Annotated in this window: 20 protein-coding genes; 12 read left to right on the top strand and 8 right to left on the bottom strand. The window is 70.2% G+C overall.

The features are described 5' to 3' along the window. Positions 1-16 precede the first annotated feature (16 nt). Positions 17-2,122 carry an acetate--CoA ligase gene (acs, locus tag B7K21_RS09990; protein WP_084075281.1) on the top strand — a complete coding sequence of 702 codons (2,106 nt, stop codon included), beginning with the start codon at positions 17-19 and terminating at the stop codon, positions 2,120-2,122. 84 nt (positions 2,123-2,206) lie between these two features. On the opposite strand, the gene B7K21_RS09995 is transcribed toward acs, so the two are convergent. Together B7K21_RS09995 and B7K21_RS10000 are read right to left on the bottom strand one after the other, a co-directional pair. Then, the gene (locus B7K21_RS09995; RefSeq protein WP_084075282.1) at positions 2,207-2,878 is read right to left on the bottom strand and encodes a phosphatase PAP2 family protein; all 672 of its coding nucleotides are present in this window, start codon (positions 2,876-2,878) and stop codon (positions 2,207-2,209) included. 4 nt (positions 2,879-2,882) lie between these two features. Next, complete coding sequence (locus B7K21_RS10000) at positions 2,883-4,952, bottom strand: alpha/beta fold hydrolase (protein ID WP_084075488.1); 2,070 nt, start codon at positions 4,950-4,952, stop codon at positions 2,883-2,885. Positions 4,953-5,067: 115 nt separating this feature from the next. Here B7K21_RS10000 and B7K21_RS10005 point away from each other — a divergent pair, with 115 nt between their 5' ends. Then, on the top strand, positions 5,068-5,517 hold the full coding sequence (locus B7K21_RS10005) for a plastocyanin/azurin family copper-binding protein (RefSeq protein ID WP_159448481.1): 450 nt from the start codon (positions 5,068-5,070) through the stop codon (positions 5,515-5,517). Positions 5,518-5,583: 66 nt separating this feature from the next. Here B7K21_RS10005 and B7K21_RS10010 read toward each other — a convergent pair whose 3' ends face one another. The 3 genes from B7K21_RS10010 to B7K21_RS10020 all read right to left on the bottom strand — a co-directional run bounded on the left by B7K21_RS10010 (position 5,584) and on the right by B7K21_RS10020 (position 8,508). Continuing rightward, positions 5,584-5,862: a hypothetical protein gene (locus B7K21_RS10010; protein WP_084075284.1), complete on the bottom strand. Its 279-nt coding sequence runs from the start codon at positions 5,860-5,862 to the stop codon at positions 5,584-5,586. A gap of 91 nt (positions 5,863-5,953) precedes the next feature. Next, complete coding sequence (locus B7K21_RS10015) at positions 5,954-7,609, bottom strand: ABC transporter permease subunit (RefSeq protein WP_084075285.1); 1,656 nt, start codon at positions 7,607-7,609, stop codon at positions 5,954-5,956. Continuing rightward, the gene (locus B7K21_RS10020; protein ID WP_084075286.1) at positions 7,609-8,508 is read right to left on the bottom strand and encodes an ABC transporter ATP-binding protein; all 900 of its coding nucleotides are present in this window, start codon (positions 8,506-8,508) and stop codon (positions 7,609-7,611) included. The genes B7K21_RS10015 and B7K21_RS10020 overlap by 1 nt, the downstream gene beginning before the upstream one ends. A gap of 228 nt (positions 8,509-8,736) precedes the next feature. Here B7K21_RS10020 and B7K21_RS10025 point away from each other — a divergent pair, with 228 nt between their 5' ends. The 3 genes from B7K21_RS10025 (at position 8,737) to B7K21_RS10035 (ending at position 12,825) form a co-directional block, all read left to right on the top strand. Continuing rightward, a complete protein-coding gene (locus tag B7K21_RS10025; RefSeq protein WP_200806287.1) occupies positions 8,737-10,977 on the top strand; it encodes an RNA degradosome polyphosphate kinase in 2,241 nt (746 codons plus the stop codon). Continuing rightward, positions 10,974-11,948 (top strand): NUDIX hydrolase, encoded by a 975-nt coding sequence (locus B7K21_RS10030; RefSeq protein ID WP_084075288.1) that lies wholly within the window; start codon positions 10,974-10,976, stop codon positions 11,946-11,948. Before B7K21_RS10025 ends, B7K21_RS10030 begins: the two co-directional genes overlap by 4 nt. Positions 11,949-12,168: 220 nt before the next feature. Further along, positions 12,169-12,825 (top strand): TetR/AcrR family transcriptional regulator, encoded by a 657-nt coding sequence (locus tag B7K21_RS10035; protein ID WP_159448482.1) that lies wholly within the window; start codon positions 12,169-12,171, stop codon positions 12,823-12,825. 15 nt (positions 12,826-12,840) lie between these two features. Here B7K21_RS10035 and B7K21_RS10040 read toward each other — a convergent pair whose 3' ends face one another. Next, positions 12,841-13,470: a hypothetical protein gene (locus B7K21_RS10040; RefSeq protein WP_307155815.1), complete on the bottom strand. Its 630-nt coding sequence runs from the start codon at positions 13,468-13,470 to the stop codon at positions 12,841-12,843. Beyond that, positions 13,471-13,920 carry a peptide-methionine (R)-S-oxide reductase MsrB gene (msrB, locus tag B7K21_RS10045; RefSeq protein ID WP_084075291.1) on the bottom strand — a complete coding sequence of 150 codons (450 nt, stop codon included), beginning with the start codon at positions 13,918-13,920 and terminating at the stop codon, positions 13,471-13,473. 528 nt (positions 13,921-14,448) lie between these two features. On the opposite strand from msrB, the gene B7K21_RS10050 reads away from it, so the two are divergent. The 7 genes from B7K21_RS10050 to B7K21_RS12635 all read left to right on the top strand — a co-directional run bounded on the left by B7K21_RS10050 (position 14,449) and on the right by B7K21_RS12635 (position 19,943). Continuing rightward, complete coding sequence (locus tag B7K21_RS10050) at positions 14,449-15,438, top strand: siderophore ABC transporter substrate-binding protein (protein WP_159448483.1); 990 nt, start codon at positions 14,449-14,451, stop codon at positions 15,436-15,438. Beyond that, positions 15,435-16,430 carry an ABC transporter permease gene (locus B7K21_RS10055; protein ID WP_200806288.1) on the top strand — a complete coding sequence of 332 codons (996 nt, stop codon included), beginning with the start codon at positions 15,435-15,437 and terminating at the stop codon, positions 16,428-16,430. The genes B7K21_RS10050 and B7K21_RS10055 overlap by 4 nt, the downstream gene beginning before the upstream one ends. Beyond that, complete coding sequence (locus tag B7K21_RS10060) at positions 16,417-17,463, top strand: iron chelate uptake ABC transporter family permease subunit (RefSeq protein WP_084075293.1); 1,047 nt, start codon at positions 16,417-16,419, stop codon at positions 17,461-17,463. The genes B7K21_RS10055 and B7K21_RS10060 overlap by 14 nt, the downstream gene beginning before the upstream one ends. Next, positions 17,460-18,218 (top strand): ABC transporter ATP-binding protein, encoded by a 759-nt coding sequence (locus B7K21_RS10065; RefSeq protein ID WP_084075294.1) that lies wholly within the window; start codon positions 17,460-17,462, stop codon positions 18,216-18,218. The genes B7K21_RS10060 and B7K21_RS10065 overlap by 4 nt, the downstream gene beginning before the upstream one ends. A 72-nt stretch (positions 18,219-18,290) precedes the next feature. Further along, the gene (locus B7K21_RS10070) at positions 18,291-18,692 is read left to right on the top strand and encodes a DUF2218 domain-containing protein (RefSeq protein WP_084075295.1); all 402 of its coding nucleotides are present in this window, start codon (positions 18,291-18,293) and stop codon (positions 18,690-18,692) included. Positions 18,693-18,846: 154 nt separating this feature from the next. After that, a complete protein-coding gene (locus B7K21_RS10075; RefSeq protein WP_084075296.1) occupies positions 18,847-19,632 on the top strand; it encodes an AzlC family ABC transporter permease in 786 nt (261 codons plus the stop codon). Continuing rightward, positions 19,629-19,943 (top strand): AzlD domain-containing protein, encoded by a 315-nt coding sequence (locus B7K21_RS12635; RefSeq protein ID WP_159448484.1) that lies wholly within the window; start codon positions 19,629-19,631, stop codon positions 19,941-19,943. Before B7K21_RS10075 ends, B7K21_RS12635 begins: the two co-directional genes overlap by 4 nt. Positions 19,944-20,054: 111 nt before the next feature. On the opposite strand, the gene B7K21_RS10085 is transcribed toward B7K21_RS12635, so the two are convergent. Then, positions 20,055-20,654, bottom strand: coding sequence for a DUF1349 domain-containing protein (locus B7K21_RS10085; protein WP_084075297.1), 600 nt, complete (start codon positions 20,652-20,654; stop codon positions 20,055-20,057). Positions 20,655-20,657: the final 3 nt, after the last annotated feature.

Raw genomic sequence — 20,657 nt, forward strand, 5'->3', positions numbered from 1 at the left:
CGCCTACCCTGGCGCAATGGTCAACGACGCCCATGAGTCCCCGTCCCCTGTCCCCACGATCCTCCAGGGCGAGCAGCCCACCGAGGCCGGCCCGCCCGTCGGGCATGCGCACGAAGGCGAGCGCCCGCACGACCCGCGCCACCACGTGACGCTGGAGAACCTCCACACCGAGCGCCGCAGTTTCGCGCCGCTCGCCTCCTTCGCCGCACACTCCAACGCGACGGCATTCGAGTACAAGAAGGCCGAGGCCGATCCGCTCGAGTACTGGAAGGAGGCCGCGCGTCGGCTCGCGTGGAAGGAGGAGTTCACCGAGATCCTCGACTGGTCCGACGCTCCGGTGGCCCGCTGGTTCCACGACGGCGTACTCAACGCGTGCGACAACGCGGTGGACCGGCACGTGCGCGAGGGCCGCGGCGACCGTGTCGCGTTCCACTTCGTCGGCGAGCCCGGCGACACGCAGACGATCACGTACGCCGACATGCACGAGCGCGTGCAGAAGGCCGCGAACGGACTGTTGAGCCTGGGCATCGGCAAGGGCGACCGCGTCGCGATCTACCTTCCGCAGATCCCCGAAGCCGTGGTGGCGATGCTGGCGTGCGCGCGCATCGGCGCCATCCACTCCGTGGTGTTCGGCGGCTTCAGCGCGGCGAGCCTGCGCCAGCGCATCGACGACGCCGAGGCGAAGCTGGTCATCACGGCCGACGGTGGGAACAGGCGCGGCGCGCACCTCGCGCTCAAGCCCCTCGTGGACGAGGCCCTCGCGCCGTCGGACGCGCACCCGGGCGACGCGCGCACGGTGGAGCACGTGCTCGTCGTGAAGCGCACGGGCCAGGACACGGCGTGGACCGAGGGCCGAGACGTCTGGTGGCACGACACGGTGGACCCGCAGCTCGCCGAGCACGAGCCCGAGTGGGTCGACGCCGAGCACCCGCTGTTCATCCTCTACACCTCGGGCACCACGGGCGCCCCGAAGGGTCTGTGGCACTCGACGGGCGGCTACCTCACGGGGGCCGCGCACACGCATCGGATCGTGTTCGACCTCAAGCCCGAGACGGACGTGTACTGGTGCTCGGCGGATGTCGGCTGGATCACCGGCCACACCTACATCGTGTACGGACCCATGACGAACGGCGCGACGCAGGTGCTCTACGAGGGCACCCCCGACACCCCCCATCAGGGGCGCTGGTGGGAGATCATCCAGGAGTACGGCGTCACGATCTTCTACACCGCACCCACCGCGATCCGCACCTTCATGAAGTGGGGCGAGTCCATCCCGGACAGCTTCGACCTCACGTCACTGCGCCTGCTCGGCAGCGTCGGGGAACCCATCAACCCCGAGGCATGGATGTGGTACCGCCGCGTGATCGGCGGCGAGCGCTGCCCCATTGTCGACACCTGGTGGCAGACCGAGACGGGCTCGATCATGATCTCCCCGCTTCCCGGCGTGACCTCCACGAAGCCCGGTTCAGCCATGACGGCCATGCCAGGCATCGCGGCGGACGTGGTGGACGACGAGGGCAGGCCCGTACGCGGCGGCGAGGGCGGCTACCTGGTCATCAAGGAGCCGTGGCCCAGCATGCTGCGCGGAATCTGGGGCGACCGCGCCCGCTTCGCGCGCACCTACTGGAACCGCTTCGACGGCATGTACTTCGCGGGCGACGGCGCCAAGAAGGACATCGACGGCGACCTGTGGCTGCTGGGCCGCGTGGACGACGTCATGAACGTCTCCGGCCACCGCCTCACCACGACGGAGATCGAGCATGCGCTCGTCGCGCATCCGTGGGTCGCGGAGGCGGCGGTCGTCGGCGCGACCGACGCGATCACCGGTCAGGCGGTGGTCGCCTTCGTCATCGTGCGCGGCGACGCCAAGGGCGTGCCCGACGACGGGGCTGAGATCGCGGACGCCTTGCGTACGCACGTGCGCAAGGAGATCGGGCCGCTCGCCAAGCCGCGCGACATCCTCGTCGTGTCCGAGGTGCCGAAGACTCGCTCGGGCAAGATCATGCGCCGCCTGCTGCGCGACGTCGCCGAGAACCGCGACGTGGGCGACGTCACCACGCTCGCCGACTCTTCAGTGATGGACGCGATCAAGGACGGCCTCGCGCAGGGCAAGTCGGACTGACGCGCGCTGGGAGTGCATGAGTGCTCGACTCGCGCCGTTTCTCGGCACTCATGTACTCCCAGGACGCCCGACGCCGGGGTCGGGTCAGGCCAGGCGGCTCGACTCGCGCAGATCCAGCCAGCGGTCGACCGTCACCACGGCGCCGAGCGCGATGACGCCCAGGCATGCGCCGGCCGCCACATCCGTGAGGAAGTGGTAGCCGAGATACAGGCGCGAGCCGCCGACGAGCAGCACGACCAGCGCCGAGACACTGAGCCACACGAGGAATGACCGACGGCTCCAGCGCCGGCGCAACAGCAGGTAGCCGAGCACGAGCACCAACGTCGCCGCACCTGTCGTGTGACCGGAGGGGAACGAGAACGACGTCTCGAGACCGGGGATCACCTGGAGCGACTCGTCCGGCCGGGGCCGCTCGATGATCGCCTTCACGATGACGGCGATGAGCGTGGACAGCGCCATCGCGCCGACCAGCAGCGCGGGTTCGCGCCAGCGGCGAGTACGCCACCACCAGATCAGGCAGCCGAGACCCACCAGGATCGGCAGGATCACCGGACCGAAGGCGTTCGTGACTGCCGTGAGGAGCGCGGTGAGCCAGGGGACCCGATGAGCCACGAGCCAGTCGACCAGCGGCTGGTCTGCGACGTACAGGTCCTCTTGCTCGAGCAAACCCTCGAGCAGCTCGGCGAACGCCCACACCCCGAGCGCAGCAAGCGCGACACCCGGCAGCAGCGCCCAGAAGATCTCGCGCCGGCTCACTCGCCTACCCGAGGATCTCCGGCCGCGACGGCATCTGGTGCCGCACGTGCTGGTCGAGGAAGGCGAACACGGTCTCGTACCAGACGACCGCGTGCTGAGGCTTCAGGATCCAGTGGTTCTCGTCCGGGAAGTACAGGAAGCGGTGCGGCATCGTGCCGTCCTCGCCCATGAACCGCTCGGACAGCTCGGCCCACAGGCGCAGACCCTCGCCGATTGGCACGCGGTAGTCCTTGTCGCCGTGGATGACGAGCATCGGGGTGACGATGTCGTCGACGAACCGATGCGGCGAGCACTCGAGCGCCGCCTCGGGCGTGAAGATCGTCTGCCAGTACTCGGCGTGGTCCGTGGTGGGCCCGAACTGGTCCATCGCCCACAGGCTCGCGTGCGTGACGATCGCCTTGAACCGGTCGGTGTGGCCCGCGACCCAGTTGGCCATGTAGCCGCCGAACGAGCCTCCCATCGCGGCCGTGCGGGACTCGTCGATGTCGTCCCGGGCGACGGCCGCGTCGGTGATGGACATGAGGTCCGTGAACGGCTTGTCTCCCCACGCGTTCCACCCGCGAGCGATGAAGTCGAGCCCATACCCGGTGGACAGCGCAGGGTCGGGCAGCAGGACCGCGTAGCCGCGAGACGCCGCCAGCAGCGGGTTCCAGCGCCACGACCAGGCGTTCCACGAGCCGAGCGGCCCCCCATGGATCCACAGCAGCAGCGGCGCAGGGCTGTCGGCGGACGCTCCCTCGGGCAGCACCAGCCACGCGCGTACGGGCGACCCGTCCTCGGCGGCCGTCGAGATCTCGTTGAGCGTCCCGGGCACGGCCGGCGCGGGGGCGGGCGTCGCGAGCTCGGTGATCTCTGCGTCGGGCGCGACGCGCACGGGGTGCGCCGGGGCGAGGTACGAGGACCGCAGCGCCACGAGGTCTCCCGAGGTGCGGTCCACCGCGACCGCGGAGTACGCGAAGTCGTCGCTCGTGAGCGCGACCACGCCGGAGTCGTCGAGCGGGATGCGGAACACAGGTGCGCGGCCGTCGGAGTCGGTCGCGGTGATGAGCGCGGTGCCGTCGGGCGTGAATGCGAGTTCGCCGGGCCAGCGGTCCCAGTCCTGGGCGATACGGCGCGCGCCCGAGCCGTCGAGCGCGGAGATCCAGATCTCCTGCTGAGTGGGGCCGGTCGGGTCAGCCTTGGGCATGCGCAGATGTGCGAGCACGCTGCCGTCGGCGCTGATCGCGGGCACCACGTGGTCCACGCGCGGCTCGTCGAACAGCACCGTGTGCGCGCCGGTCGCGACGTCGATGGATACGAGGCGGTGGCGCGAGCCCCGCCCCTCGCTGGTCTGCATCGAGGCGATCAGGGTCGTACCGCCGGGCGTGATCGCGGCGCCGTCGAGGTCCGCGGCGCGGCCCGGGGAGGGCGTGAGGTCCACGGGGCGTGGCAGCCACGTCGGGTAGGGCGCGGGGCCGTCCTTGGGCGCGTCCGAGGCGCGGTCGCCGCCAGGGGTCTCGGCGGGCAGCGCGCCCAGGTCGAGGGCGAGCAGGTGCGGCTCGTCGGGACCGAGGTCGTGATCCCAGTGACGCACGGGGTACGCCTCGTGGAGGATCGCCGCGACCTTGCGCTTCTTGCGATCGGCGCGGATGCGGGCATCGTCCTCGAGCGTGTTCGCGGAGCGCATCAGCGATGCCGAGATGACAACCGTCGGCGCGTCGGTCGCGACCGCGACGATGCCGCCCACTCCCCCGGGCAGCGCCGTCACCGGCCTCGCCTCGCCTCCGGCCGCGGGCAGCACCCACAGCTGTGCCGTCTCGTCGTCGCCGGCGCCGGGGCGGGCGGAGACGAACAGAAGCGACCCGTCGGGGAGGTAGGCCGCGCCGGACTCGCCCTTGGCGGAGCGCGTCATCCGACGCGGCGTCCCAGTCCCGTCGGAAGGCACCTCCCACACCGCACGCTCGTACGAGGTCTTCTCCGCGTCGAGCGTCGCGACCGTGAGAGCGGCGCGGGTGCCGTCGGGCGAGAGCGCAAGGCCCTCCACCCGGGGAATCGCGATGTAGTCGTCAAGGGAATCGAAGGGCGTCGTCGGCATGCCGCCCACGCTACCCCGCGCCCCTGACGCCGCCCACCGCGCAACGCATCCGCGCGTTCAGCCGTTGACCCCTCGAGGGACAACGCCGGCAGGCATGGATACAAGGGGAGGCACCATGAACGCAACGCACCGCATGTCCGTCGTCCAGCGCACCACGATGAGGGCGGTCGCCCTCGGCGCCGCCGCGGGCCTCGCACTCGGAGGCTGCTCGTCCGAGGCGGGCACGCCGCTCGACTCCGAGGTGGGTACCGACACCGAGGAGACGACCACGGTCGACGGCGACGAGGAGGTCATGACGATGCCCGTCACGGGCTTCGAGTTCGGCTACGACTTGGGCTCGACCGAGATCGCTGCCGGCACCTATACGTTCGACTTCTCCAACGTCGGCTCCATGCAGCACGACCTGCGCATCGAGGGCGAGGGCCTTGACGACGGCACCGCCGTGATCGGACCGGGCGAGACCGATTCGGTGACGGTCACTCTCGAGCCGGGCACCTACACGATCTACTGCTCGGTGGGCAACCACCGCGCGCAGGGCATGGAGGTCGAGATCACCGTCTCGTAGCGTTCACGCGCCCGACGCCGGGGTCGGGTCTCGCTACGGACGAGCGACGCTGCGGCCCCGCGGGGATCAGCCCTCGGCGGGCTCCTCGGTCGCCTCTGCCTCGGTGGTGGGCTCGGCCGACGGGTCGGCGGACGGGTCGACCGCGGGCGCGTCCGTGGAGAAGCCCTCGGGCATCACGAAGTCTGCGGGAAGGGTCGGCACCGGGTCGGGCTGGTAGGGGTCGGGCGCGGTCGCCACGTCCCACACTGCTGCTCCGGCCCAGATCACGCCGAGCACGGCCGCGAGCGCGGCGAAGACAAGGATCAGCAGGACCAGGACCTTCTCGGCCCCCGAGAACTTGTTCACAGCGGTGCTCCTTCGAATTCTGCGCCCACCCTAACGGCGCGCGGGACGCGCCGTCACCCTCACGGGACTTTTCTCACAGAAGGGATATCGGTCAGCCCTTGAGGTCGCGTGAGCGGTGGAGCATCACGCCGACCGCGCCGAGCACGAGCGTCGCCGTGGCGAGCACGCCGACGTTCGCCCACGAGAGGCCGTGCTCGAGCGGAGTGGGCGTCGCATAGTAGTGGAACGCGGAGAGCTTGGCCCACGTCTCCAGCGCCGTGGCGAAGCCCGCGTACGACGCGACGGCCCACCCGACGATCGCGTAGCCGATCGCGGCGCCCTGGGCGACGGCGGGACTGCCCGTCGCCGCGCCCGCCGCGAACGCGACCGCGCCGAGCGTCGTGCCGAGCAGCGTGAGCAGCAGCGAGGCGCCCGCGATGTTGCCCCAGTCCATGCCGAGCCCGCCGAGCAGATTGCCGAGCGCCATGCCGCCGAAGGCGAGCACGCCGACTGCCGCCGACATCACCAGCATCGCGGCGAACTTGCGCCATGCGACGCTCGAACGCGAGACCGGATTCGCGAACAGGACGGACGCGCGGCGCGTGCGCTCCTCGACGGCGAGACTGGCGCCCATAGTGATGGTCACGACCGCGATCGCGACTGGAGCGACGATGCTGAGCGCCTCGCCGGTGTACCAGCCCTCGGGCGTCGTGTAGTCGGCGTAGCCGACCATCGCCATGATCGAGTCGGGGAACACGTCCACGAACTCGCCGACGAAGTCGTTGATGGCGTTGAAGAGCACGCCGAGGAACAGCAGCATCATGAACAGGCCGCCGCCGGCGACCGTCAGCACGGCGCGGCCGTCGCTGAGCGAGATGCCGAGGATGCCCCGCGCGCTCGAACGGCCGCGCAGCAGCGCGGTCGCCTTGCTCACGCGTGGGTCCGCAACGAGCCGCTCGAGAAGCGGCAGACGCCCCTCGCCCGACTTGAGGTCACGCGCGTCGAGCAGCGCGAACGAGGCTCCGATCATGGCGACCGCGATCGCGAGGATTACGAGCACTGGCCCCCACTGCACGCCGTTCGCAAGCGGCTCGCCGTCGTTGATGTAGTACCAGGGCGAGATCTTCGCCCAGTCCTGCCAGCCGTCGATCAGCGGCACGATGCCGGAGATCAGGAACGAGAGGATCAGCAGTCCCGTGGCGGCGCCGGAGGCGAGCGCCTGCTGGCCCGTGGCTGCGCTCAGGAGCAGCGCGAGCGCTCCGAACAGCAGCGCGACGGCGAGCACGTGCACGGAAGCGGCGGCGATGTTCACCGAGGAGAGGTCCTCGCCGAACACGACCACGGAGAACGCGTACGCAGCCCAGCTCAGCACCGCGACGCCGACCATGATGCTCAGCAGCGCCGCAGTCTTGGACCACAGCACGCGGCGGCGAGAGCGCGGCACGGTCGCGAGGATGTTGACGGTGCCGGTGCGCTCCTCGCCCGCGATGGCGGCGGCGCCGATGGAGACGGCGATGCCTGCGATGACGAACGGGCCCAGGAAGTTGAGCATCATTGACAGCATCAGCGAGGCGACCCCGCCGTCGGAGCTGAGCCCCAGCGCGGTGGTGTAGAACTCGGGCATCTGGTCGAAGAACTGGACGACCTCGTCGCCGATGCCCGAGTACGCCCACATGCTCAGCAGCGCCACCGCGGCGAGCGACGCGGAGCCGATGAGCGCGCCCAGCCAGCGGTCGCGGACCGACTTGAGGTAGAGGGTGGCGAGCATCAGGCCTGGACCTCGTCGCGGTAGAACTCGAGGAACATCTCATCGAGGTCGATCGACCCGGACTCGACGGAGATGACGTCGCGCTCGGTCGCGGCGCGCAGCAGCGGTGCCATGGATCCCTCGTACTGGACGGTGAGGGTCGCGCCGTCGGCCGTGGCCTCGTGCACGCCCTCCACAGCGAGGAACGCCTCGGCCTCGACGGGCGCCGCGAACTCGAGCCGCAGTCGGCGCACCGCCTTGTCCCGCAGGTCGTCCATGCTTTCGACCGCGACGAGGCGGCCGCGGCGGATGAACGCGACGCGGTCCGTGACGCGCTCCACCTCGGACAGCGTGTGCGAGGAGAGGAACACCGTGTTCCCCTCGGCTGCATGCTCGCGCAGCAGACCGTGGAACTCGAGCTGCACGAGGGGGTCGAGACCCGTGATGGGCTCGTCGAGCACGACCACCTCGGGCCTGTTCATGAACGCCTGGATGATGCCGACCTTCTGCCGGTTTCCTGAGGAGTACTCGGCGACGCGACGCGTGAGGTCCGCGTCCAGCCGGTCGGCGAGCGCGTCGACCCACGTCCAGTCCACGCCTCCGCGCAGGTGCGCGAGGAACTCGAGGGTCTGGCGGCCCGTGAGGTTGGGGTACAGCGCGAGGTCCGAGGGGAGGAAGCCCAGGTGACGGCGAATCTCGACGGCATCCTTGCGCGAGTCGAGGCCGAGCACGCGACACGAGCCCGAGGTGGGACGGATGAGGTCCAGCAGGCAGCGGATCGTCGTCGACTTGCCGGCTCCGTTGGGCCCGAGGAACCCGAAGATCTCCCCCCGCTCGATCTCGAAGGTCACGTCGTCCACGGCGACCACGTCCCCGAAGCGCTTGGTCAGTGAGTCGATCTCGATCGGTGCGGGCGCCATCGCCACTCCTTCGTCATGCAGCCGGTGCTGCTTCTCCCTCCTTTCTAGTCCTGCTCCGCATGGCGGTGCATCGTTCGCGGGGATGAGAAGCCAGCCCGACGCTGCGGCGAGGCACGCACCCGGCTCGCCCCGGCGTCGGGCATGGACAAGCCGCGCCGCCGGTGACGGGCAGGTAAACCGTGCACACGGGGGTCGCCTCGCGGGGCCCGGCGTGCCACGATGGGGACCATGCCGGACAGCATCGATGTGACCGAGGCTGCACCGCAGCCCGCGCCCGACCCCCAGTCGCCGCCGCCCGTCGTCTCCGACGAGACGATGGCGGTGCCCACGGTCGAGCTCGATCATGCCTCGGACCTGCCCGACGACCGCTTCCTGGACCGCGAGCTCAGCTGGCTCGCGTTCAACCAGCGCGTGCTGCAGCTCGCCGAGGATCCGGCCACGCCGCTGCTCGAGCGAGCGCGCTTCCTCGCGATCTTCGCCTCGAACCTGGACGAGTTCTTCATGGTTCGCGTCGCGGGCCTCAAGCGCCGCATCGCGGCCGGGTTCGCGGTGCCGTCCGCCACCGGCATGAGCCCCACGCGCCTGGTGGAGCAGCTGACCGACCGTGCGCACCAGCTCATGGACGAGCACGCCGAGGTCTTCGAGGAGATCGTGCGCCCCGAGCTCGCGCGCGAGGGCATCCACCTGGTGCGCTACGACGAGCTGGGCGACGCCGAGCAGAACCGCCTGCGCAAGCTCTACAGGTCCGACATCTTCCCCGTGCTCACCCCGCTCGCGGTGGACCCCGCGCACCCGTTCCCGTACATCTCCGGCCTGTCGCTCAACCTCGCCGTGCAGATCAAGGATCCCGACACGGGCAAGGACTACTTCGCGCGAGTCAAGGTGCCGGAGACGTTGCCGCGCTTCCTGTCCGTGGACGTCGAGGGCCGCGCCTCCCAGGTGACCGACGCCTCGAGCCTGGACGACGAGCCGCGCAGCTTCGTGCCGCTCGAGGACGTCATCGCCGCGCACCTCGACTACCTGTTCCCCGGCATGGAGATCGCGAACCACTACACGTTCCGCGTCACCCGCAACGAGGACGTCGAGGTCGAGGAGGACGACGCCGAGAACCTCCTCAAGGCCATGGAGCGCGAGCTGCTGCGCCGCCGCTTCGGACCCGCCGTGAGGCTCGAGGTCGCCGACAACCTGCCCCCGGGCATCCGCGAGCTCCTGGTCCGCGAGCTGGGCATCACCGAGGCGGACGTGTTCCACCTGCCCGCGCCGCTGGACCTCACGGGTCTCAACGTCATCGCTGACCTCGACCGCCCCAAGCTGCAGTTCCCCGCCTTCCGGCCCACCACGCACCACAAGCTCGCACCCGTCGAGACCGCGGAGGAGCAGAACACGTTCGCGGCGATCAGCCGCTCGGACGTGCTGCTGCACCACCCGTACGACTCGTTCTCGACGTCGGTGCAGGCCTTCCTCGCGCAGGCCGCGATGGATCCCAAGGTGCTCGCGATCAAGCAGACGCTGTACCGCACCTCGGGCGACAGCCCCATCGTCGACGCCCTGATCGAGGCCGCGCGCAACGGCAAGCAGGTGCTCGCGCTCGTGGAGATCAAGGCGCGCTTCGACGAACAGCGCAACATCTCATGGGCCCGCAAGCTCGAGGAGGCCGGCGTGCACGTCGTGTACGGACTCGTGGGCCTCAAGACGCACTGCAAGCTGTCCCTCGTGGTGCGCCAGGAGGACGACGGCCTGCACCGCTACTGCCACATCGGCACGGGCAACTATCACCCCAAGACCGCGCGCCTGTACGAGGACTACGGGCTGCTCACCAAGGACCCCGACGTGGGCGCGGACCTCACCAAGCTGTTCAACCAGCTCTCCGGCTACGCCCCCAAGGCCAAGTTCCGCCGCCTCATCGTCGCGCCCACGGGCGTGCGCGCGGGGCTGATCGAGCGCATCGAGGCCGAGGCGGAGCGCGCCCGCAACGGCGAGGAGGCCTGGGTCAAGATCAAGGTCAACTCGATCGTCGACGAGCAGACCATCGACGCGCTGTACCGCGCCTCGCGCGCGGGCGTGAAGGTGGACCTCGTGGTGCGCGGCATCTGCGCGCTGCGCCCCGGGGTCGAGGGACTGAGCGAGAACATCCGCGTGCGGTCCATCCTGGGACGCTTCCTCGAGCACTCGCGCATCTACGCCTTCGCCGGCGGCGGAGAGCCCGAGGTGTTCATCGGCTCGGCCGACCTCATGCACCGCAACCTCGACCGGCGGATCGAGGCGCTCGTGAAGATCACGGAGGAGCAGCAGGTCGCGAACCTCGTCGAGAACATCGACCTCGCGATGGCGGACGAGACCGCCGCATGGGAGCTCGGCGACGACGGCGCGTGGCGCGCCCTGCGCGTCGACGCCGATGGCGCCGCGCTCACGGACCTGCAGGCCACCTACATCGAGCGCCAGCCGAAGCGGCGCCAGCGCGGCAAGTGAAGCGGTACCCGCCGGGCACCGTCGTCGCCGCCGGTGCGCTCGTGTGGCGCGAGCGCGACGGCGCGCTGCAGGTGCTCGCCGTGCACCGCCCCCGCTACGACGATTGGTCGTGGCCCAAGGGCAAGCTCGACCCCGGTGAGACGCTGCCGCACTGCGCGATCCGCGAGGTCGCGGAGGAGACGCGCAAGCAGGTGATCCTGGGGCAGCCCCTCCCCACGCTCAGGTACCCGATCGCGGGCGACAAGACGAAGGTCGTCAAGTACTGGGCGGCCCAGGTGGCTCCCGTGAAGTCGCGCGCGGTCGCGGCGCGCCCCGAGGTGAAGCCCGCCGCGAAGCACGAGATCGACCGCATGGAGTGGCTCACCGTAGAGCAGGCCCGTGCACGGATCACGTTCCGTGACGACCTTCGCCCTCTCGAGGTGCTGGTGGACGCGTACGAGAACGGCCGGCTCGACACGCACGCGTTCGTGCTCGCGCGGCATGCGCGCGCCCGTCGGCGCAAGGCGTGGAAGCGCTCGGATCTGAAGCGACCCATCACCAAGCAGGGGATGGAGCGCGCGCAGCAGCTCGTGCCGCTCTTCGCAGCCTTCGGCGTCACGCGCATCACGTCCTCGCCCGCCGAGCGATGCCTCGCCACGGTGAGGCCCTTCGCCGAGGCCTCAGGCATCCCCATCAAGACGTACGACGAGCTCACGGAGCCCGGTCATGCCGAGCACCCCTTGCGCACCGCACGCAGGCTGGAGAAGCTGCTGCACTCCGAACGGGCACGACTCGTGTGCGTGCACCGCCCCACGCTGCCGACCATCATCGAGATGGTGCGGGCCGCGATCCGCAGCTACACGCGCGGTGCACTGCCCCGCTCGAACCCGTACCTGCCCGCGGGTGGCGTGCTGGTCGCGCACGTGCTGTCGACGGAGTCGGGCCCGCGGGTGGTCGCGATCGAGTCGCACGGGCTTCAGGTTCCCCTCTAGCGCGCCCGACGCCGGGCTTCAGTTCACGAGGAGCGACACCGGACCGGGAGCGCCAGTCGGCGCGAAGGCCGCTCGAGGCGGCTGGATTTGGAGCCCGGGGCTACCGCGGTCCGGCGTCCTCTCCAGGGTAACCGCGATGCGCTGGAGTGGCGACATCGTTCCGCGATCTGCGAACGACGACCTCCTGTGGCAGCCAAGCCACGCCTCTTACACTGACGTGATGACCGGAACACGTCGACCCCGCAAGGACGCCGTCGCCAATCACGAGCGCCTGATCGTCGCGGCCTTCGAGCTACTCGGCAGTCGCGACGCCCAGATCTCCGTGAACGACCTCGCCGCAGCCGCCGGCGTCGGCGCAGGCACCGCCTACCGTCACTTCCCCACGCGCGAGCACCTGATCCGCGCGCTCTACGACCGCGCGGTCGCGGATCTCTCAGCCCGGATCATCGATCCTCCCGAGGCGGCGACAGCGTGGGAGCGCCTCGAAGCGTTCGTGGTCGAGTCGATGTTCGCCGTCGCGGACACGCCGGGGCTGCGCGCCGTGATGCGGCACATGTATGACATCGATCCGGAGTACGCGCCCGCGCGTCCCATGCTCGCCCAGCTCGAGGCGATCCTCGCCGAGGCGAAGGAGTCGGGAGTCCTGCGCGAGGACGTGGTTCCGGGTGACGTCGCGCTCGCAGTCTTCACGACGGGCAGCCTCGTCGATCGGCCCGTGGGCGTGGAGCGCGAATCGCTGCTGCGGCTCACGCTGCTGACGCTCGACGGCATGCGAGCCGACGGCAAGCGCTCCGAGCTTCCGACGGGCGTCAGCGACCCCGTGACGTTCCACTCATTCGTGCACCGGTCACACGCGCGCCCCCACACGGAGGCGTAGCGGGCCCGTGGCTGTCTAGTCGAGCCGACCCTCGCGCCACATGGGCGCGCACCGCTCGAGGTCCTCGCCCGTGCGTAGCAGCTGGGCGGCACGCAGCGTGGTCTGGTGGGCTCGCGCATCGGCGTGGCCCGCGTCGGACTCGGCCTCGAACGCGGTGCCGGTGGCCACCACGCGACAGAAGGCGCCCGCGCGCTCGAGCGCGACGGCCAGGTCGCCCGCGTAGACGCCGCTGAGGATCGCATCGGCGAGGCGCCTCACCTCTTCAGGTCCGGGAGGGTCCTCGACGCCGGCGATGGCGTGCCGCACGTGCGCCGCGTGGACGCCCTGGTGATACGACCGGGCCACCGCGTCGGCGTCGTGCTTGACCCACTCGCGCAGCATGTAGAGGCGCCAGAGCGCGCCGGGCAGCGTGTGCGGCTCGGCCTTGGACCAGAGCATCGCGACGGTGTCGATGCCCTCCTCGTCCACGAGACGCACGAGGCGCGCGACGAGCTCCGGGTCCTTCGCCTCGCGCGCCTGGGCGACCATCGCGGCCGCGGTCTCGTGCGCGATGAGTGCGCGATCGGCGGGATCGATGTCCCCCTCGATCTGCTCGGCCTCCTCCATGTCGAGCATGGCGGGACGCCTGAAGCGCGGCTCAGCCACTCAGAGATCCCCGTCCGAGGATCCGAACTCGGCGGACTCGCCGGGTGCGGGGTCCTCGGTGAAGTCCAGGCTCACGGAGTTGATGCAGTAGCGGTCGCCGGTGGGGGTCTGCGGCGCGTCGGGGAAGACGTGCCCCAGGTGCGAGTCGCACGCCGCGCAGCGCACCTCGGTGCGGATCATGCCGTGGGTGGTGTCCTCGTGAAGCGTGACGGCGTCGGACTCGGCCGGGTCGAAGAAGGATGGCCAGCCGCAGTGCGAGTCGAACTTGGTGTCCGAACGGAACAGGGTCGCGCCGCAGGCCTTGCAGCTGAACGTGCCGGGGCGCTTCTCCTCGAGCAGCTCGCCGGTCCAGGGCCGTTCGGTTGCCGCCTCACGGAGCACTTGGAACTCGATGTCGCTGAGCTTGGCGCGCCACTCGGCATCGGTCTTGATGATCTTGTTCGGGGTCATGGCCCCTCCTTCCGGCTCCCAGGGTACGCGGGATGCGTCAACGCCCCGACGGCGGTTTGGCTTCCCGCTGGTGGGTGGGCATTCGGTGCGGGAGTGCGTCGGGTTGGCCGCCGCGTCGGCCGGGAAGGTGGTCGGCGCGGCGGCCCCGCCGAAGCGGCCGCTCGGACGGACCCACCGTCGAGGGGGGGGTGACGGCGCGCGCCTGTGCTGCGACGTGGTCCGCTGCGTCTGCCGTTCGCGAACTCCGAGGGGGTGGAGGAGCCCGATCGTCGGCGACGACCGACGTCCCACGCGGCCCGTGCCGAGCGGTACACCCAGTACGACGAAAGGTGCACCGAGTTTGTTCCCCGGTGCTCCTGAGAGTTCGTGCAGATGGGGTGCACCCGTCCGACGCTGTGGTCATGCATGCATCTGACCAGGGGTTTTGACTTTACGCAACTAACATGTAGCGTAATTCTGGGCCCACAGGTAAGGCATCCCTTACCTCGACGACGTCGCTTCCCGTTCCGAGAGCTACCAAGGAGAACCATGCACGCCACCCGACCCGTGCTCGCAGCCGCCGCTGCGACCGTGGCCGCCGTGACCCTCGCCGCCTGCTCGGCAGGCGAGGCCGGCGAGACATCCCCGACCGCCGACGCGACCACCGAGACTGCCTCGGAGGTGCCCGCGGAGGTCACCGTCGAGACCGCGCTGGGCGAGGTCTCGGTCGCCACCGAGCCGCAGACCGTCGTCGTCTTCGAGCACGGCATCCTCGACACGATCGACACGCTCGGCTTCGGGGACTCCGTCTCCGTCATCCCGCATCACGCCCTGCCCTCATACCTCACGGACTACACGGAGACCACCGTCAACGGCGGCACGCTGTTCGAGCCCGATTACGAGGCGATCAACGCCGCCGAGCCCGACCTGATCATCATCGGTGGCCGCTCCGCCTCCACCTACGACCAGATGGCCGAGATCGCGCCGACGATCGACCTCAGCTACGACTGGGGCTCGGAAGGCTACCTCGAGACGCTCGAGCGCAACGCTCTCGCGATCGGCGAGATCTTCGGCGCCGCAGACGAGGCTCAGGTGGCGCTCGACGCGCTCAGCGCCCAGGCCGACGAGATCGCCGCGGCCGCGCCCGACGCAGGGGCCGGCCTGGTCGTGCTCACCACCGGTGGCCACGTCAACGCCTTCGGCCCCTCAGACGAGGGACGGTTCGACTTCGCGTACGGCGTGCTCGGACTCGGGGCGGCGACCGACCAGGGCACGATCGACGAGCACGGCGACTCGATCAGCTACGAGTTCCTCGCCGAGCTCGACCCGTCGTGGCTCATCGTCATCGACCGAGACGCGGCGATCGGCGAAGAGGGTGAGAGCGCGCAGCAGCTCCTCGACAACGACCTCGTGAACGGCACCAGCGCCGCGACCGACGGCCGCATCGCGTATGTCACGCCGGAGAACTGGTACCTGTCGATGGGCGGACTCACCGCGATGAGCACCGTCTACGACGAGATCGCGGCACTGGTGGGTTGATCCTGTCCAGCCCCACACGCACCACGGCCGCGACGGTCGCCCCCTGGGTGGCCGTCGCGGCCGTCGTGGTGCTCGCCGCGCTCTCGCTTGCCGTGGGAGTCGCGGACGTGTCGCTCGCGCAGCTCTTCACCGATCCCGACGGACAGACGCTGCTGCTGCTGTCCCGCTGGCCACGCACCGCGGCTCTCGTGCTCGCCGGCGCGGCCCTCGCCATCTCCGGCCTGATCATGCAGCAGCTCACCCGCAACCGCTTCGTGGCGCCCTCCACCGCGGGGACCGTGGACGCCGCCACGCTCGGCGTGCTCGTCTCGCTGATCCTGTTCGCGAGCGCACCCGTCATGGGCAAGGTGCTCATCTCCACTGCGTTCGCACTCGCGGGCACCGCGGTGTTCGTGATCCTGATTCAGCGTGTGCAGTTCAAGGATGTGGTCTTCGTTCCCCTCATGGGCCTCCTGCTCGGCGGCGTCTACCGCGCGATTGCCGAGTTCTTCGCATACCGGGAGAACCTGACCCAGAGCCTCGGCACGTGGATGAACGGAGATTTCTCCGGTGTGATCCAGGGGCGCTACGAGACCCTGTGGCTTGCTGGCGCTGCAGCCGTCGTCGCGTACGCCTTCGCGCACCAGTTCGCGGCCGCCGGCATGGGCCGCGACTTCGCCACCGGCATCGGGGTGAATGTGCGCCGCGTCACGGCGATCGGGCTGTCGATCGCGTCCTTCACCACCGCCGTCGTGGTGGTGACCGTGGGAGCGATCCCATTCCTCGGGCTGATCGTCCCCAACCTCGTGACCATGGCAATCGGCGACAACCTGCGCCGCGCCCTCCCGGTCACCGCCCTCGCCGGCGCAGCGCTCACCCTTGGGTGCGACACGCTCGCGCGCGTGCTGATCCTCCCCTACGAGATCCCGGTCGGCTCGATCGTGGGCGTGCTCGGCGCAGTCGTCTTCGCGGCGCTGGTACTGAGGAAGGGCAACCGCTATGTCACCGCATGAGCTGACCCTGGAGGGCACCGAGGCCGGCAAGGCGCCGACACGCCCCGGCCGCAGCGTCGGGCTCGTGCGCCGCGCGCTGCCGTCCACACGCACCGCCCGGGTCATCGCCAGTCTGAGCGTGCTCGTGGTCGCCTCCCTCACGGTATTCCTCACGTGGGGGGTCGACGGCCACTGGGACTACGCGCTGCCGCGACGCGCCGAGCAGGCCATCGCGCTCATCGTCGTGGGCGCCGCGATCGCCGTCTCCACCGTGGTGTTCCAGACGCTCACGCACAATCGCATCCTGACGCCCTCCATCATGGGCTTCGACGCGCTGTACACGCTGTTCGCCACCACGCTCGTGTTCTTCCTCGGTGCGAACTCGGTGGAGACGATGGACCCGTGGATCATGTTCAGCTCCACGACGGTGCTGCTGCTCGCAGGGGCCACCACGCTGTACCGGTGGATGATCGGCGACGGCTCGCGCGGGCTGTACACGCTCGTGCTCATGGGAGTGATCGCGGGCACGCTGTTCGGCTCGATCCAGTCGTTCATGGTGCGCATCATGGACCCCAACGAGTACGACTCGCTTCTGGACCAGCTGCTGCCCAGCTTCGGCGCGCTCGAGACGGACGTGCTCGCGCTCGCAGCCGTGGTCATGATCGCCGGCGTCGCCGTCGCGTTCCGCTTCGCGCGCACCCTCGACGTGCTGGGGCTGGGCCGCGAGCGCGCCATCACCCTGGGCGTCGACTATCGGCGCGCTGTCACGTGGCTGTTGATGCTCGTCGCGGTGCTCGTCGCCGTCGCGACCGCGCTCGTGGGACCAGTGACGTTCCTCGGGCTGCTGGTCGCGAACCTCGCCTACCAGGTCACCCGCATGCACCGACACGTCATCACGCTGACCGCCTCGATCCTCGTAGCCGCCGTCGCGCTCGTCCTGGGCCAGGCGCTGCTACAGCACGTGCTGCACTTCAACGCCACCCTCGGCTCGATCATCAACCTCGTGGGCGGCGTCTACTTCATCGTCCTCATCCTCAAGGAGTCCCGCGCATGATCGCCGTCGACGGCCTCACCAAGTCCTACGGAACCGCCACGGTGGTGGACGGCGTCTCGCTGACACTGCCCGACGCCGGGGTCACCTCGATCATCGGTCCCAACGGCGCGGGCAAGTCCACGCTGCTGTCGATGGTCTCGCGCATCCTGGGGCCCGACGCCGGCACCGCCTCGGTGGACGGCGTGGACGTGTTCTCCGCGTCGGGTCGCGAGGTGGCGAAGCGGCTCTCAGTGCTGCGCCAGGACACCCACATGACGGCGCGCATCACGGTGCGCGAGCTCGTGGAGTTCGGGCGGTTTCCCCACTCCGGGGGGAGACTCACCCCCGACTGCCGGGCCTCCGTCACCTCCGCGCTGTCGTACTGCGACCTCGATCACCTCGCCCACCGCGGCCTGCACGAGCTCAGCGGCGGTCAGCGCCAACGCGCCTTCGTGGCGATGGTGCTGGCGCAGGACACGCGCTACGTGCTGCTCGACGAGCCGCTGAACAACCTGGACATGGCGCACGCCACCGGCGTGATGCGCCTGCTACGCCGCCTCGCCGACGAGCGCGACAAATCCATCGTGCTGGTGCTGCACGACATCAACTACGCCTCGGCCCACTCCGACCGCATCATCGCGATGCGCGACGGCGCCGTCGTCGCCGACGGCGCCCCTGCCGAGGTCATCACGCCCGAAGCCCTCGAGGACGTCTACGGCATGCCGTTCACCGTTCACCGCCTGGGCGACGACCTCGTCGCGTCCTACTTCCGCTGAGGCTGCCGCCTCCGCCGAGCCCACGCTCCACGACCAACCCCACCGACCATCCGCTCGACCCCAGGAGTCACCATGACCGCCACCATCACCGGACGCGCCGCCACCGACCGCGCCGCCCGCTACGCCAAGCAGCTCGTCAGCCACCTGGGCCGCAAGATCGAGGCCGACTTCGATCCCGAGTCGGGCGTCGGCACCGTACGCCGAGACGACAACGTCTGCGTTCTCACCGCCACCGAGTCCACGCTCGAGTTCGCCATCACCGCCGCGGAGCGTGACCAGCTGTTCGGCCTCATGGCCGTGGTGCAGAACCACCTCGAGCGGTTCGGCGAGAAGGACGAGCTCGCGTGCGTGTGGGACGACGACTCAATTCTCGCCGTCTACGGGGAGCGGCGTGCGGAGATGGCCGTGAAGCGCGCAGCCGAGCGCGCGGCGCGGGAGACCGAGGAGTCCCCCGCGGCCCGCGACGCCGAGTAAGCATCTGCCGGGGCGCTCACGCCTCCTCCCGCCGCGTCCCACCGCCAACCAGGCGCCTCAGGACTCCGGCACCGACCCAGGCCCAGCGTCGGGCATACACACCAGCGCCAGTTGGCGCAGACCCGGCTCCGTGGCCGCATGACACACTGACGCGGTGACCGCGTCTCCATCGCCAGCCCCGCGCCGTGCCGTGCTCGGCATCGGACCGCGGCAGTGGTCCGACGCGTGGGCCGGACTCAAGGCGATCGGTCCTTTGATGCCGGGCTCGGTGCTGTTCGGGCTCGCGTTCGGCGCACTCGTGCGGGTGGCAGGGATCGATCCGTTCACGGGTTCCTTCGCGTCCATCTCCGTGGTGGCGGGCGCGAGCCAAATCGCGATCGTGGAAGCGATCCGGACGGATGCTCCCGCCGTGATCGCCGTCATCACCGCCCTCGTCATCAATGCGCGCTTCGCGCTGTACTCGGCGGCGCTCGCCCCCGTGTTCGCGGCCTTTCCGCGCCGCTGGAAGCTGGGGCTCGCGCACCTGATGACCGACCAGGCTGCGGTGGTGTCGCTTCAGCACGCGGACCGGTATCCCGATCCTGTGCGCCGACGCTGGTTCATCGTGGGCGGCGCGCTCCCGTTCGTCGCGGTGTGGGTCGCAGGCTCCGTCGCCGGCATCGCGCTCGGGCCCGTCATCCCCGACGCGTGGCAGATCGGTTTCATCGTGCCGCTGATGTTCCTCGCGGTGATGGTGCCGGGCCTGCGCGATGCGCCGGGTGTCACGGCGGTGGCGGTGTCGGTGCTCGTCGTGGTTCTCGCCAAGGACCTGCCGTGGGGGCTGAACGTGCTCGCGGGCGCGCTGGCCGGGATCGCGGTGGGCTCGTTCGTGCCGGCCCGGAAGCCACGGGGCGAGGTCCCGGACGACGGGCTCGCGCACGACGCGGGAGGTGGCGAGTGAAGACGTTCCTCATCTTCCTGTTCGCCGCGATCGGCACGTACCTGATCCGCATCAGCGGCATCGTCATCTTCGGCAAGGACCGGCAGCTGCCGCCGCGCGTGGCTCGGGCCCTGCAGCTCGTGGGCCCTGCGGCGATGGCCGCGATCATCGCCAACTCGCTGCTGCTCGACGAAGGGTCGTGGCGCGCATTCGGCGCCTGGCACCTGGCGGCGTTGGTCGCGGTGGGCGTGGCGCTGTGGAAGCGGTCCTCCGGCTGGACCATGGCGTCAGGTGCGGTCGCATTCGCGGCGCTGCTGCTCGCGGGACTCTGACGCGGGAGGCATCAGCCCCCTGGATGCGCCTCTGCAACCCGCGCATGGAGGCGTGAGGGCCCTGGTTGCGGACGGGCGGGGCTTTGCGGCAAGGGCTGGGGACGCGCGGGGTCAGTGGAGCGCCGCGTCGGGCTCGCCCAGGCCGAACGATAGGAAATGCACCACAAGCCCGGCCCGCGACGGGGCGCAAAGGTAGGGCCCCACGCTGACCACCGCGTCGGGCGCGAGCGGGGCGACCCGCACCAGGCGCCACGGCTCGGCGTCCACGCGAGCGCGCACCGTCACGGCATCCCCATCGCGAGAGGCCCGGATCGTGACCTGCTGACCGACCCACGCAGGCACCGGCGCCACCGACCAGTCCGAGACGCCGTGCGTCACGACGGCACCCACCTGCGGCGCGCCGTCCGAGACCTCGACGCCGCACTTGATCCACGTCTCGGCATCCGCGCGGAGCATGATGCCGGCCTGGTCGAACTGCTCCGCGTAGTCGAGCACGAAGCGCACCTCGGCCGCCTCACGAGCGCCCATCGGCACCAGCAGCGCATGAGCGTCATCGTGGATGAACCCGTAGCTGGTGGTGCGCCACGCGTCAGATCCCTCGCGCGCCTCCACCTCGAGCGCGCCGTCCACGACGGCTGCCGCGACCGGCTCGGTCGTCCATCGTCCCTGATCCAGCAGCGTCGCCCACTCCATGCCCTCACCCTGCCGCATGCG

The sequence above is a fragment of the Demequina sp. NBRC 110052 genome (genome assembly GCF_002090075.1).
Lineage (GTDB): Bacteria > Actinomycetota > Actinomycetes > Actinomycetales > Demequinaceae > Demequina.